The sequence below is a fragment of the Aquabacterium sp. genome, assembly GCF_035476535.1.
Lineage (GTDB): Bacteria > Pseudomonadota > Gammaproteobacteria > Burkholderiales > Burkholderiaceae_C > Pseudaquabacterium.
In genome coordinates this window covers 21,796-36,967 of the sequence record NZ_DATILJ010000139.1, presented here as the reverse complement: position 1 = coordinate 36,967, position 15,172 = coordinate 21,796, and the positions used below count along the sequence as shown (strand labels likewise).

Genomic DNA, 15,172 nt, shown 5'->3' with positions numbered 1-15,172 from the left:
CGCAGCTCAGCGTCAGGCGGCCGTCGTGCACCTCGCTTCGGGTGTGCGCGGGTGAGTCCAGCGCGCGCAGCGTTGCCGCGTCGAAACACAGCTCGGCGCGCACGCCGGGCACGACGAAGGCTATCCAGTTCACGCTGCCGCCTTCGGTCCAGCGGGTCAGCGGCTGCACGGTGGCATGCGGCATCAGCGCCGCGCCCAGGCGCTGGCCGAGCGGCCAGATGAAGTAGGCGCCCGAGGGCACGTCCACCGGCGCCGCGGGCAGCGTCTGCACGCGGCCATCGTCGCGCGCCAAGGCCAACTGCACGCCGCTGAAGTCGGGCAGCGGGTGATGCCGGCAATGGTTGTTGACGAACACGAAGCCGCTGTCGCCGGCCGCACGCGCGGCGATGCGCAGCTGCGTCAGGTCGGCCGGATCGGTGCTGTCGCCCACGCTGGTGTCCATCAGCGCCAGTTCAGAACCGAAAGCCGCCAGGAAGCTGTGCAGGCTGCGCAGCCGGCCGTAGGTCGCCCGCAGCTGGCCGTACTGCCCCAGCGGCGCGCGGAAGTCGTAGCCGATCTCGGCGACATCGTTCGGATAGCCGCTGGCCTGCGTCTCCTGCAAGCCTCGGCCGGGGTTCGCACCGCCGTGGTACATGTAGTAGCCGTAGAGGTTGGCGCCCGAGCCGATTTGCACCAGCGCGCAGGCGGCCACGTCGTCGGTGCTCAGCACCGGGCGGCGGTGGTAGGACACATGCATGCCGCCGCCGGCTTCGGCCAGGAAAAAGGGGTAGTGCGCCGGGTCGATGCGGCCTTCGGGGGCCGTGCCGCCGACGTTGCCCATCTCGCCGATGCTGCGGCCGGTGTTGAACGCAAACACGCCGGACGGCGGCTGCGGCCCGGTGCCGCCGCCCCAGAAACCATCGGGGTAGGCACCGGAGACCGGCAGCACCTCACGCGGCGGGATGTCCAGCGTCGGCCAGCCGGTCACCGTCCACAGCGGCACGCGCAGGCCGCTATCCTGCGCGATGCGCTTCAGTTCGGCAATGTGCTCGGCACCGCGCCCGGGGCCGCGGCCGTCGTATTCGTTCTCGACCTGCACGCCCACCAGCGGGCCGCCGTCGCACCACAGCAGGCCCTGCAACTGGTGGCCGATCTCGCCGAAGAAGCGGCGCACGGCGCCGATGTAGCGCGCATCGTTGCAGCGCAAGGGGGGCCGGGCCTGCAGCCAGTCCGGCAGGCCGCCGTTGCGCGCTTCGGCATGCACCCAGGGGCCGGGGCGCAGGTAGAACATCAGCCCGGCGGCTTGCGCCAGTTGCGCAAAGCGCCGCAGGCTGCGGCGGCCGCGCCAGTCGAACTGGCCCTCGGCCGCTTCGTGGTGGTTCCAGAACACGTAGCTGGCGACGATGTCGATGCCGCCGGCGCGCAGGCGATGCAGCTCGTCGGCCCATTCGTCGTCCGGGCAGCGGGAGTAATGGAACTCGCCCATCACCGGCATCCACGGCCGGCCATCCCGTTCGATGCAGCGGCTGTTCACCGCCAGCCGGCCGGCCGGGCCGAGGCCGCCCTCCCCCAACGCGAGGAAGTCGCGCTCGATGAGCGGCGGGCGGGTGTCCAGGGTGAGCGCAAGCATGAAGGGTTAAGCGTTTAATCTTTCGACACTATGAGCCGGCAGCCTCGCCACTGTCATCCGGAGAAACCATTAATCAATACACCCCTCGGATGGCAGGCGTGAAGCCAAGAGCTCGGCGATCGCCGGCCGGGTTGACACGCTGCTCACCGATGTTGCATAGTGGATTAAGCGATTAACTCATTTCAGCTCCTGATGAAACTTGGCGTCTGCTACTACCCCGAACAATGGGACCGAAGCCGCTGGCGCGACGATGCGCGCCGCATGGCCGCGATGGGTCTGCGCCAGGTGCGCATCGCCGAGTTCGCCTGGGCGCTGATGGAGCCGCGGGAAGGCGTCTTCGACTGGGCCTGGCTGGACGAGGCCGTGGCCGCGCTGGCCGACGCCGGGCTGGAGATTGTGCTGGGCACGCCCACCGCCGCGCCGCCGCGCTGGCTGAGCGAGCGCTACCCCGAGGTGCTGCCGGTCGATGCGCGCGGTCGCACGCGGCAGGCCGGCTCGCGCCGCCACTGCTGCCTTTCCAGCGACAAATACGTCGAGGCCTCGCGCCGCATCGTCGAGGCGATGGCACGGCGCTACGGCCAGCATCCGGCGCTGGTCGCCTGGCAGACCGACAACGAATACGGCTGCCACGACACGCTGCTGTCGTACTCCCCGGCGGCATTGCGGCGCTTCCGGCGCTGGCTGGCCGAGCGCTACGGCAGCATCGAGGCCTTGAACCAGCGCTGGGGCAACGTGTTCTGGTCGATGCAGTGCAGCAGCTTCGATCAGATCGGCCTGCCGATCGACCTGCCGGCGCAGGCCAACCCGATCCATGCGCTGGACTTCCGCCGCTTCGCGTCCGACGAAGTGCGGCGCTTCAACCGCCTGCAGGTGGACCTGCTGCGCGCGCACTCCCCCGGCCGCACGGTGCTGCACAACTTCATGGGTTTCTTCGGCGAGTTCGACCACCATGCGATGGCCGCCGACCTCGACCTCGCGGCCTGGGACAGCTATCCGCTGGGCTTCACCGACACGGTGGCCTTCATCACGCCCGAGGAGCGGCTGCGCTGGGCGCACAGCGGCCACCCGGACATCGCCGCCTTTCACCATGACCTGTACCGCAACCTGTGCGGCAGCGGCCGTTTTGCGGTGATGGAGCAGCAGGCCGGCCCGGTGAACTGGGCCGCCTGGAATCCGGCGCCGCAACCGGGCCAGGTGCGGATGTGGAGCTGGGAAGCCTTCGCCCATGGCGCGGAATTCGTCTCCTACTTCCGCTGGCGCCAGCTGCCTTATGCGCAGGAGCAGATGCACTCCGGCCTGCACGGCAGCGACGACCGCCTGGACTGCGGCGGCGAAGAAGCGACGCAGGTGGCCCACGAGATCCCGGCGGTGCTGGCCGCGCTGGGCCCGGCGCCGCTGGCGGGTCACACAGCCAATGTGCCGCAGTCGGGCCCAGTTGCCGTCGCGTCGCCAGCGGGCCGCGCCGCTGTGGCGCTAGTGCTGGACTACACCAGCCACTGGATGGTCGAGATCCAGCGCCATGGCGCTGACTTCAGCTACTTCGGCGAAGCCTTCGCCTGGTACAGCGCGGCGCGCAGCCTGGGGCTGGACATCGACATCGTCGGCCCCGACGCCGATCTCGCCGGCCGCGCGCTGCTGCTGCTGCCGGCGATGCTGGCGGCCGACGCGGGACTGGCCGCGCGTGTGGCCGCGGTTGTGGATGACAGCGGCGCGCAGCTGCTGATCGGTCCCCGCAGCGGTTCGCTGAGTGAAGACTTCCGCACCGCCGAGGGCCTGCCGCCGGGTCCGCTGGCGGCCTTGGCCGGCCTGCGCGTGCGCAGCGTCGAATCGCTGCGCCCGGGCCTGGTCAAGCCGGTGCGAGGCACACTGCAAGGCCAGGGCTTACAAGGCCATGCGCAGCGCTGGCGCGAGCAGGTCGAGCTCGCGGCCGATAGCCATACCGATACCGCAACCGAAGTACTGGCCCGCTTCGACGATGGCCTGCCGGCCCTGCTGCGCCAGGGGCGCGTGCGCTACCTCGCCGGTTGCTTCGATGCCGGTCTGCTGCGGGCGGTGATCGAAGCCGCAGCGCAGGACGCCCAGCTGGCCACGCACACGCTGCCGGACGGCCTGCGCCTGCGCCGCCAGGGTCGGCTGCAGTTCGCCTTCCACAGCGGCCCCGGCACGGTGGCGATGCCGGCGCCTGCCAACGCGCGCTTCGTGCTCGGCGGGCCGGAACTCGGGCCGGCCGGTGTCGCCGCCTGGGTCGCCAGCTGATACTGCCGGCCATGGCCACCCTTGTCGAAGTTGCACGCCACGCCGGCGTCACCCCTGCCACCGTCTCCAACGTGATGCGCGACAAGGGCAAGGTCGGCGCGGCCACGCGCGAGCGGGTGCTGGCCGCCGCACAGGCGCTGGGCTACCGGCCCAACCTGAACGCGCGGGCACTGGCCGAGGGCCGGCCGTCGACGATCGCACTGGTGGTCAGCAGCATCGCCAACCCGTTCTACCCCGAGTTCGCGCTGGCCGTCGAACGCGCCGTGCGCCAGCGCGGCTACTTCCTGCTGGTGTGCAACACCAACGACGACCCGGCGCAGGAACGGGCCTACCTGGATGCGGTGGGCGGCTCGCTGGCGCATGGCGTGTTGGTGATGAATGCCGACTTCGTGCAGATGGACGCGCTGCTGGCGCTGCGCCAGCGCGGCGTGCCGGTGGTGCTGTGCATGTGGGAGCAGCCCAATGCGCCACCGGCCCTGCCCTGCGTGGCGGTGGACTTCGAGCTGGCCGGCCGCATTGCCGCCGAGCACCTGCTGAAGCTGGGCCACCGCCACATCGGCGCCGTGGTCGGCAGCGAGGCCAGCGGCAACCACATCTGGCGCTACCGCGGCTTTTGCGATGCGCTGGCGCGTGCCGGCGCGGCGCATGGCCCGTCGGAAGTGCGCTTCGGCCACGACACCATCGAGGCCGGCCGCAGCGCCGCGCATGCGCTGCTGGCCGCCGTGCCCGAGCTGACGGCGCTGTTCGTCAGCAACGACCTGCCGGCCATCGGCGCGCTGCAGGCCGCCGCCGACCTCGGCCTGGCGGTGCCGCGTGAGCTGTCGATCTGCAGCATCACCGACATCCAGCTCGCGCGCGAAGTGCGCCCCGCGCTGACCACCGTGGCCGTGCCGACGGTGGAAGCCGCAGAGCTGGCGGTCGACGCGCTGATGCGCATGATCACCGAGAGCAATGGTGCTGATGGTGCCGACCCGCACATCGTCGTCGCCTCGGCGCCGCGGCTGATCGTGCGCGCCTCCACCGGCCGCGCGCCCCCCGGCTGAGCCCACAGAGACCGGGGGTGCCGGCACCGGACAACAGGGTCGGCATCCGGCTGCTGGCACATTACGCTCTGCGCCGAACGCAGCAAACCCTCCGGAGATCCGTGAATGACCGACAAGCAACCGACCATCCTCTACACCCTCACCGATGAAGCGCCCTTGCTGGCGACCTACGCCTTCCTGCCCATCATCCGCAGCTTCACGGCGCCGGCCGGCATCCGGGTCGACCAGAGCGACATCTCGGTCGCCGCGCGTGTGCTCGCCGAGTTCCCGGAATGCCTGACGGAAGCGCAGCGCGTGCCGAACACCCTGGCCGAGCTGGGTCGCCTGACCCTGCTGCCGGACACCAACATCATCAAGCTGCCCAACATCAGCGCCTCGGTGGCGCAGCTGCAGGCCTGCATCCGCGAGCTGCAGGGCAAGGGCTACGAGCTGCCCGACTACCCCGAGGATCCCAAGACCGACGAAGACAAGGCCTTGCGCGCCCGCTACTCGAAGTGCACCGGCAGCGCCGTCAACCCGGTGCTGCGCGAAGGCAACTCCGACCGCCGCGCGCCGCGTGCCGTCAAGGAATACGCGCGCAAGAACCCGCATTCGATGAGTGAATGGGCCCAGGCCTCGCGCACCCACGTCTCGCACATGCACCACGGCGACTTCTACCATGGCGAGAAGTCGATGACGCTGGACAAGGCGCGTGACGTCAAGATGGAGCTGCTGACCAAGAGCGGCCAGACCATCGTGCTCAAGCCCAAGGTCTCGCTCAAGGACGGCGAGATCATCGACTCGATGTTCATGAGCAAGAAGGCGCTGCTCGAGTTCTACGAGCGCGAGATAGCGGACGCCCACAAGCACGGCGTGATGTTCTCGCTGCACGTCAAGGCCACGATGATGAAGGTCTCGCACCCCATCGTCTTCGGCCATTGCGTCAGGATCTTCTACCGCGAAGCCTTCGAGAAGCACGCCCAGCTGTTCGAGGAGCTGGGCGTCAACGTCAACAACGGCATGGTCAACCTGTACGACAAGCTCGCCACGCTGCCCACGTCGCAGCGCGAGGAGGTCATGCGCGACCTGCACGCCTGCCATGCGCAGCGCCCCGAGCTGGCGATGGTCGACTCGGCCAAGGGCATCACCAACTTCCACTCGCCGAATGACGTGATCGTCGACGCCTCGATGCCCGCGATGATCCGCATGGGCGGCAAGATGTGGGGCGCCGACGGCCGGCCGAAGGACGTGAAGGCGGTGATGCCGGAATCGACCTTTGCCCGCATCTACCAGGAGATGATCAACTTCTGCAAGTGGCACGGCAACTTCGACCCCAAGACCATGGGCACGGTGCCCAACGTCGGCCTGATGGCGCAGCAGGCCGAGGAATACGGCTCGCACGACAAGACCTTCGAGGCGCCGGAGGACGGCGTGGCCAACATCGTCGACCTGGCCACCGGTGAAGTGCTGCTGACGCAGAACGTCGAGGCCGGCGACATCTGGCGCATGTGCCAGGTCAAGGACGCGCCGGTGCGCGACTGGGTCAAGCTGGCCGTCACGCGTGCGCGCAATTCGGGCATGCCAGCAGTCTTCTGGCTGGACGCGTACCGTCCGCACGAGGCCGAGTTGATCAAGAAGGTCCGGACCTATCTCAAAGACCACGACACGACGGGCCTCGACATTCAAATCATGTCCCAGGTGCGCGCGATGCGCTACACGCTGGAGCGCGTGGTGCGCGGACTCGACACGATCTCGGTCACCGGCAACATCCTGCGCGACTACCTGACCGACCTGTTCCCGATCATGGAGCTGGGCACCTCGGCCAAGATGCTGTCCATCGTGCCGCTGATGGCCGGCGGCGGCATGTACGAAACCGGTGCCGGCGGCTCGGCGCCGAAGCACGTCAAGCAGCTGGTCGAAGAGAACCACCTGCGCTGGGACTCGCTGGGCGAGTTCCTGGCGCTGGCCGTCTCGCTGGAGGATCTGGGCATCAAGACCGGCAATGCGCGCGCAAAGCTGCTCGCCAGGACGCTGGACGCGGCCACCGGCCGGCTGCTCGACAACAACAAGAACCCCTTGCCCAAGACCGGCCAGCTCGACAACCGCGGCAGCCAGTTCTACCTGGCGATGTACTGGGCCCAGGAACTGGCCGACCAGACCGAGGACAGCGAACTCGCCGCGCACTTCGCCGCGCTGGCCAGCACGCTCACCGACAACGAGCAGAAGATCGTGGCCGAGCTCAACGCCGTGCAGGGCCAGCCGGCCGACATCGGCGGCTACTACCTGCCCGATCCGGTGAAGACCGAAGCCGTGATGCGCCCGAGCGCGACGCTCAACGCCGCGCTGGCGGCTGCGCGAGGCTGATGCCGGCGGCGGGGGTCATCCCCCGCCAGCCAGCAGGGCCCGGGTCGAGCACCGGCTCACAGGCGCACCACGTTCAAGCCGGCCCCCAGCACGTTTTGCGCGGGCGCCACCAGGTGTTCGTGGTGCGTGAGGAAGATGACCTGGGTCTTGCGCGCCAGCTCGCCCAGCGCGCGCAGGCCGGCCGCGCTACGCTGGTCGTCGAAGTTGACGAACAGGTCGTCGGCGATGAAGGGCAGGCCGGGGCCGCCGTCCAGCTGCATCTCCAGGCCGGCCAGGCGCAGCGCCAGGAACAGCTGGTCGCGTGTGCCGTCGCTCATGCCTTCCACGCTGACCTGCCGGCCATCGGGGCGGCGCCCCTCGAGCTTGGGCGGGTCGTGTTCGAACTCCACCGTCAGGCGCTCGAACGAGCCCAGCGTCAGCAGCCTGAAATGCCGTGACGCGTTGGCCAGCATCGGCCCTTGCTGGGCCTCGCGGTAGCGCTCGATGGCCCACTTCAGCAGCTTCTCGGCGGTCTTGACCTGGATGTAGTCCTCGATGGCATCGGCCATCGTCGCGATGGCCTGCTGGCGGTCGCCCTCGGCCTTGGCCGCGTTCGCGCTGCCGCTGATGGCGTCGAGCGCCGTCTGCGCCTGCTGCCGGCGCGCGGCAAGGGCGCTCAGCGCCGCCACGAGCGCGTGGTCCTGCGCCTCCAGATCCTGCAGCTCGACCACCAGGCGGCTGGCGTCGATGGCCGCGCTTTCGCGGCGCAGTTCGGTGAGGGACAGGCCGTCGCCCGCGGCGACTAGCGCCGCTTCCAGTCCTGCGCGGCTGGCGTGCAGCGCCCGCAGCGCATCCGAGGCCGCCACCCGCGCGGCCAGCGCCTCCAGGGAGGGCGCGGCGGCCTGGATCATCAGCGGCTGCAGGGCGGCCTGGCCTTGCTGCAACTGGGCCGCCGCGGCTTCCAGCCGGTCCTGCAAGGCCCGCTGGCGTTGCAGCGGGGTGTGCAAGGCCTGCTGGTGGCGCGCGGCCTGCTGCGCGCGCTCATGCAGCGCCGCCACCGCGGCCAGGGCGCCGGCCGGGTCCGGCGCGGGGGCGCCGTCCAGTCGCGCCAGCAGGGCTTGCGCGTCCTGCACCAGCACAGCGGCCTGGTCGGCGCGCCGCTGCAGCGTGTCGCGCCGCAGCCGGTCCATCGCGGCCAGCGCCGCCTCCAGTTCGGCGTAGCGCTGCAGCACCGGCTGGGCCTGGCCGGGCTGCCAGATCGGCGGGAAGTCTGCCTCCTGCAGCGCGGCCTGCCAGGCCCCTGCCCACGCCTCCAGCGCCTGGCGGGCCTGCTCGCACGCGGATTGCAGCGCCAGGCGTTCGGTCTCGGCCTGGACGATCTGGGTGTCCAGCTCCCGGGCCTGGGCCGCGGCGTTCTCGGCCGCTTTCTGCACCCGCCGGCCCCGCTCGATCAGCAGCGCCAGCGGCGGCGCCTCACCGACCTCCGCGGCGACATGCGCCATCAGCGCCGCTGCCAGGTCCGCCGCCTGGCGCTGCCAGCCGGCCTGCAGGTCGGCCACCCGGGCCGCTTCGTCGAAGGCGGCCAGCGTGGCCAGGCGCTGGGCCTTCCAGTCGGCCATCTCCTCGGCGCTGAGGCCGGGCACGCCGGCGGCACGCATCTGCTCGACCCAGGCGGCCTGCTGGCCTGCGGCCTGTTCGCCCAGCGCGGTCTGGCGGAGCTGCAGTTCGTCGATCTGCGCGTCCAGCACGCGCAGGCGCTCCTGCTGCCCGCGCAGGATGCCTTCGTCGTCGGCACCGGCCAGCCGCTCGTCCGACAGTGTGTCGGCGCCGTGCATCAGCTGCCGGAACCGGACTCCCTCGGCCTGCACCGCAGCCGGCTCGGCCTCGAAGGACGACCACAGCGTGTCGCGCTCGGCGCGCGCCTGCGCCACCTGCTGCTCGCTGACCACCTTGTGCGCGTGCGCGAAGTTCGCGATCGTCGCCGCCAGCGTGGCCCGTTCATCACGCAGCGCGTGCAGCCGCGTGTGCGCGGCCTTGCCATCGGCGAGCATCGATTGCAGCGCCTGCAGGTGCTGCCGCACGGCATCGGCATGCGGCAGCTGCAGGCTGCGCAGGCCAGCTTCGTCCAGCGGCCAGTGGCCCAGCGCCTGCACGGCCTGGTGGCGGGCCGTTTGCGCCGCTTGCAGCTGCGCGGCCAGTTCGTCGGCCCGCGCCTGCACGTCGCCCAGTCGCGCGGCGGCGGCCAGGGCCACGGCCAGGCCGGCATCGGCCTCCAGCGGCCCCAGCGCGGCGCGGCGGCGGCGCATCTCGTCGAGGCTGCGCTCGCGCGTGTCCAGGCCGGCCTGGGCCGTGGCCAGCGCCTGGCGCAGCGCCGCATGGTCCTGGGCCAGCGCCGCAATCGTGGCCCGGGTGCTGCCGCGCGGCATGCGGGTGCGCAGCCCGGCTTCGCTGTCCTCCGGCAGGCCCAGGGCCTGGGCCAGGCGCAGCGCCTGCACGCCCTGCGCGGCCAATTCGGCTTCGGCCAGCTTCAGCTCGTCGGCAAAGCCGATCAGCTGCACCCGGCGGTCGTTCAGCGCGGCAATCTCGGCCTGGCTGTCGAGCAGGCGTTGATCGACCGGCAGCGCCGCGATCTGCTGGTGGATCTCGTCCAGCAACGCAGCAGCCGTGGCTTGCTCCTGCTGCGCCGCAAAGATCAGGCGCTGCGCGCCGTCCAGCGTGGCGCGGGCGTTCTCGCCGAGGTCGATGACCCCCGCCGCATCGGCGATCTGCTGCTCCAGCGCGGCCAGCCGCTCCAGATCGGCGCGCACGCGGCGAATGCGCTGCAGGCCGGTGATGCGCGCCGCGAGCTCGCCGCGCTGCTGGGAGACACGCGCATGCTCGGCGTCGGCCGCCGCATGCTCGGTGTGCGCCTGGGCCCAGTCCTTGGAGCGCACGATCGAGGCCTTGAGCGCCTTGTCGGCGCTGTCGTAGGCGTCCAGCGCATCGTAGTAGGCCCGGCCGGCCTTCTTCTTCGGGGCCCACAGCGCTTCGGCCTTGCTTTCCAGCGATTGGGCCATCTCGCCCAGGCGCGACAGGCCGGCCGCCGACTGGAACAGCATCTTGCCCAGGTCGTCCGAGGCCGACAGCAGCGTGCGGCCGCCGGCCACCAGGCCGGCCTGGTCCAGCGCGTACATGCGCTCGAAGAAGCGCTGGTCGACACGGCCGAGCAAGGCCTGCAGCACGGCCTCGGCGATCGGCACGTCGGCCGCATCGCGCAGCGTGTTCTTGTTGCCCTTGGTGCGGATGAAGTCCAGCTGCTCGGACCCCCGGCTCACGCGGGCTGCGAGGCGCATGTCGGGGTAGCCATGCTTCCAGCCGAAAGGCGTGCGCGCGTCGATGCCGAACAGCAGCTCGCTGAGGGCGCGGCGCATCGTCGACTTGCCGGCCTCGTTGGCGCCGACGATCAGGTGGAAGTCGATGTCCGAACGGGGCAGCTCCAGCACCGCATCGGTGAAGCCGCCGTAGCGCAGCAGCGAGATGCGTTCGAATCGCATGCGCTTCAGCCCTGCTCGCTGATCTGCGCCAGCAGCGCGGGCCGCACGCGCTCGACGATCTCGGCCACGCGGCCGGCACGCAGCAAGGCGATGTCGGCCACCGCGTCGCACACCGGCCGCTCCAGCTTGGCCACCAGCAGCTGCAGCTCGTCGTCGATCTCCTTCAGCAGCGCGGCGTCGTCGGCCGCGGTGGCCAGCACCTGCTGCAGGTCGGCCACCGCGTCGCCGCGCGCGGCCAGGGTCTCGGCCGAGACCGCGGGCTCGGTGCGCAGCTTCACCTTCTCCAGCCAGAGGCCGTCGCCGCCCACGGCCGCCGCTTGCGCCATCAGTTCGGCGCGCAGGTGATCGCCGGCGGCAAAGAGCTCACCATGCGCCTCGCTGCGGCCGAGCAGCATCACGCGCAGCGCCACCGGGCAGGACCAGCCCAGCTGGTCGGGCAGCGCCTGCAGCTGCTGGCCGCACAGGCGCACCGCGTCGGCCATCGAGCGGGCGCCGCTCACATCCACCGCCAGTTCGTGCCAGCGCAGCACGTCGGTGTGCAGGCGGCTCACGCGCTGGATGTCCGGCCCGTCGGCTTCCACCAGCAGCGCGCCGCGCGGGCCGGGCTCGCGGATGTGGCGACCCTGCAGGTTGCCGGGAAAGGCGATCGTCGTGCCGCCGACCTGCTCGACCGAATGTTCATGCACGTGGCCCAGCGCCCAATACTGGTAGCCGCGCGCCGCGAGTTCGCCGCGGGTGCAAGGCGCATAACGCTGATGTGACGCGTGGCCTTCGAGCGCCGTGTGCAGCACGCCGATGTTCAGCCAGCCGGCCCGTGCCGGTGGGTAGCTCGCCGCCAGGTTCTCGGTGGTCGCTGCCTGGCGAAAGCTGCGGCCATGCAGTGCCACGCGCAGCGCGGGCAGCTCGAAGGTCTGCGCCTTGTCGGCGGCGAAGCGCTGCACATTCGGCGGCAGCTCCAGCTGGCGGGTCATCTCGCTCTCGGCATCGTGGTTGCCCAGCAGCACGAAGCACGGAATGCCCGCCGCGTTCAGCCGCCCCATCTGCCGCGCGAAGTAGATGCCGGTGTGGAAGTCGCGCCAGCTGCCGTCGTACAGGTCGCCGGCGATGACCATGAAGTCCACCCGCTCGTGGATGGCTTCGGTGATCAGCGCCTGGAAGGCCTCGCGCGTGGCGGTGCGCAGCAGCTCCACCGGCGCGTCGCGGTAGGCGGCCAGCCCGGCAAGCGGGCTGTCGAGGTGGATGTCGGCGGTGTGGATGAACCTCATGGGCTGCGGAATCTGGGCGGGCAATGAAGAGGAGCACGGCGGCGGCAACCGCCGGCCAGGCTCATTCTTGCCGACAACCCCGTGCGCCCATGGGCGGGCCCCAGAAACGGCGGCAACCGGCCCTTCTTTGTGCCCGCCCGCGGCGGCTCGACTTACACCTCGATGCGCGGCCGAAACTCCGCCACCGGCACCTTGCAGCCAAACTCGCTGCACCAGCGCTCGTACTCGGCCGCATCGCCATGCCCGGCGTCCAGTCAGCGGTCCATCGTTACGCGCAGGCCGTAGCGCTCGCACAGCGCCTTGCGTCCGGCAGTGACCAGCGTCATCCGCGCCGCCGACAAGGCACCAGCTTCCGCAACCGGGCTGTGCAGTCGCACCGCGAAGCCAGGCCGCTGCTGCCGCAAGCTCGCAGCCACCTGCTGCGCCGCTGCCGCGTCGCCACGCCAATGAGCGTGTTCCAGTTGCGTCAGCGTCGCCGGCGCACCCCGGTCGCCCGACTGCAGCCAGAGCAGCGGGCCCATCCACCAGGGCAGCCCAACCCCGGCTTCCGGCGGCGCGGCCAGCCGCTGCACCTGCTGACGCTGCCAATCGGGCCGCCCGGCTGCTTCGGCCAGCCACAGGCCGGTACGGCGCAGGGCATCGACGCCGGACGCCCGCCCCGCGGGCAGGCTGTCCAGCGGCTGCAAGACCTCGTCCAGCGTGCGCAAGGCAGCTGCCGCACCCGCGGCGGCCAGTTCCGTGTCCACCACCAACTGTGCGGCCAGCACACGGTGATCGATGTCGGGGCTGTCGAGCAAGGCGTCGTGCCATTCGCGCGCCAGCCGCAGCGCCGTGGCGCCGTCTCCTTCGGCCAGCAGCTGGTCCAGCTTGAAGCCGCGCATCGTCTGCAACTGCTGGGCGCTGGCGTGCGGGCCCAGCCGGGACAGCGTCTTGTCGATGCGCGCCGCACGCTGCGCTGGATCGGACCGGGTGCTGTAGAGCCAGTCGATGGCCGCGCTGGCCAAGGGGCCGGCATCGGCAGCCGCCGCGGCGGGGTCGTCGTACAGACCCATCACGGCCTCCAGCTGCCGCTGACGGTCGGCGTCGTCCGGCGTCATTTGCGCCTGCCAGAACGCCGCCGCGGCCCGCTTGGCGACGGGATCGGGCAAGGTGGGTGCCAGCCGCTGCGCCTCTTGCAGCAAGGCCATGGCCGAGGGCAGATGCGCCGGGTCCAGTGCCTGCTGGTTCTCGACGGCCGAGGCGAATTCCGCGGCCAGCAGCGACCAGCGGCGACCAGGCTCGGGTTCGCGCATGACACGGGTCTTCAGCTCGGCAAACAGCCGGTCGATCTCGGCACCCTGTTGCGCTGGCAGGTCCGCGTCCAGTGCAGGCGGCAGCGCCGAAGCCGCCCTGGCCGTGGCCGCCAGGGCGGTGGGGTCGGATGCGCCCCGGCTGTTCCACAGGCTGCCCACCAGCACCAGCACCGGCAACAGCAGGAAGAAGGCATAGACCGCCAGGCCGCCGGCCCGGTCGCGGCGCCGCAGCCGCGCGCGCGTCAAGGCCGGCAGCAGGGCGGCGGCCAGCAAGCGCTGGTCTGACCAGGGCCGCGCTGCCAGGCCGAGCCGGTCCATGGCGGTGAACAGCGCGGCCAGGGCCTCGGCCCGCGACAGACCACCCCATGGCCCCGCCGTACGGACGGCGGCGGCCAGTTGCGCTTCGCGGCGCTGGTGCGCCAGGCCCAGCGCCATCAACAGCACCAGACCCCCCATGGCGGCACGTGCGGCGTCGCTGTCCATCGTCAGCGCCAGACCGGCAAACGCGGCCAGCCCGAGCACGCGACCGGCAAAGGCCAGCCACGGCCATCGGCCGAGCAGCAGGATCTCAAAGATCTTGCCGCCATCCAGCGGGTGGAGGGGCAGCAGGTTGAACGCGTTCAGGGTGACCGCCAGGACCGCGCAGCTGTGCCACCACGCCGACAAGGGCAGATCCGGCGGCAACCACAGCAAGCCCGCGATACCCAGCAACAGCCCGGGCACGGGGCCGGCGAACAGCACCACGAGCTCTTGCCGCGCTGTCGGGTGTTCATGCCGGCCGCTGACCGCGGCGCCGATGAAGGGCAGGAAGAATACTTTCAGGTCACGGTAGCCGGCCCAGCGCATGGCGGCGAGGTGGCCAAGTTCATGGAACAGCAGCACGCTCAGCAGGGCCGGCACCAGACTCAGGTCGACCGTCAACCCAAACGAGGCGGCCGCCGCCACGGCGGTGACGAAGAAGAGCAGCCATTTCGCGCCATTGGACCCACTGCGGGTCTGGCGCATCAGACTGTCGCGTTCATAGGTCTGCACCTGGCGGGCCACGCTGTCGATGGCAGCATCATCGGCCGCCCCTGCAGCGGGCCGAGCTGCCGTGGCGGGCCCGTCCCCGACCATGCCGCGCGACGCGGGGATGAACGCAGCCCAGGCACGCCCCAGCATCCGCAGCGCGCAAGGCAGGCTGAAGCGCCAGCTGCCGGCGCCCTCCTCCAGCAGTTCGCCGCGCTTCACCCGCTCGTTGAATGCCGCCGCTTCGGCCGCCGCGCCGGCTTCGATCCAGGCCGCGGCATCCAGGTTTTGCCAGTTCGCCGGATCGCCTTCCAGCGCCTTCATCTTCTGCCGGTGTGCCTGCCACAGCGCCGGCCAAGTCGGCAGCCAGCAGTCCAGCGTGGTCACGTCGGGCAAGGGCAGCGGGCCGGTCGCGCTGCTGCGGTTGCGCGTGACCAGCGTGCGGCCGTTCCGCGTGCGGCTGACGAAGTAGAGGGTGAAGTGCCGGCTGCGGTCAGGCACCAGCGTCTGCACCACGTAGCCGGCCGCTGGCAGCTTGCCGTGCGTCAGCACCAGCCCATGCTGCGGCACCGGCTGGCCGGCCACGATCTGTCCGACCATGCGCAGCGCCGCCGGATGTGCGAAGCCCATCTCCACGAGCTGGGCCAGGCCCGGCGCCACGGCTTCGCGGGCGTCGGGCGGCACCTCCTGCGCTGACAAGGCCAGCGCCTGGGGTCGCCCCAAGCGCAGCCGCAGAATCGTGGTGAGCGTGATGGCCGACATCACGCTGATGAGCAACAGGGCCGCTACGGCCAGCGAGTAGAGCGCTAAGGTCATCCGGCCATTTTGGGCCCGAGTCTTGGAC

The 15,172-nt window shown here is 71.0% G+C and carries 7 protein-coding genes; 3 read left to right on the top strand and 4 right to left on the bottom strand.

The window, feature by feature from the left end; translation table 11 throughout:
- The coding region (locus VLK61_RS13760; protein WP_325422094.1) for a beta-galactosidase at positions 1-1,609 on the bottom strand (1,609 nt) is incomplete at its 3' end.
- A gap of 192 nt (positions 1,610-1,801) precedes the next feature.
- Between VLK61_RS13760 and VLK61_RS13755 the strand changes: the two genes are divergently transcribed.
- The 3 genes from VLK61_RS13755 to VLK61_RS13745 all read left to right on the top strand — a co-directional run bounded on the left by VLK61_RS13755 (position 1,802) and on the right by VLK61_RS13745 (position 7,251).
- Positions 1,802-3,865, top strand: coding sequence for a beta-galactosidase (locus VLK61_RS13755; protein WP_325422092.1), 2,064 nt, complete (start codon positions 1,802-1,804; stop codon positions 3,863-3,865).
- An 11-nt stretch (positions 3,866-3,876) separates the two neighbouring features.
- Positions 3,877-4,908, top strand: coding sequence for a LacI family DNA-binding transcriptional regulator (locus VLK61_RS13750; RefSeq protein ID WP_325422090.1), 1,032 nt, complete (start codon positions 3,877-3,879; stop codon positions 4,906-4,908).
- A 105-nt stretch (positions 4,909-5,013) separates the two neighbouring features.
- A complete protein-coding gene (locus tag VLK61_RS13745) occupies positions 5,014-7,251 on the top strand; it encodes an NADP-dependent isocitrate dehydrogenase (RefSeq protein ID WP_325422088.1) in 2,238 nt (745 codons plus the stop codon).
- A gap of 56 nt (positions 7,252-7,307) precedes the next feature.
- On the opposite strand, the gene VLK61_RS13740 is transcribed toward VLK61_RS13745, so the two are convergent.
- The 3 genes from VLK61_RS13740 to VLK61_RS13730 all read right to left on the bottom strand — a co-directional run bounded on the left by VLK61_RS13740 (position 7,308) and on the right by VLK61_RS13730 (position 15,144).
- Positions 7,308-10,763: an ATP-binding protein gene (locus VLK61_RS13740; protein ID WP_325422086.1), complete on the bottom strand. Its 3,456-nt coding sequence runs from the start codon at positions 10,761-10,763 to the stop codon at positions 7,308-7,310.
- 5 nt (positions 10,764-10,768) lie between these two features.
- On the bottom strand, positions 10,769-12,028 hold the full coding sequence (locus tag VLK61_RS13735) for a metallophosphoesterase family protein (RefSeq protein ID WP_325422084.1): 1,260 nt from the start codon (positions 12,026-12,028) through the stop codon (positions 10,769-10,771).
- 254 nt (positions 12,029-12,282) lie between these two features.
- A complete protein-coding gene (locus tag VLK61_RS13730; protein ID WP_325422082.1) occupies positions 12,283-15,144 on the bottom strand; it encodes a metalloprotease in 2,862 nt (953 codons plus the stop codon).
- Between the last annotated feature and the right edge of the window lie 28 nt (positions 15,145-15,172).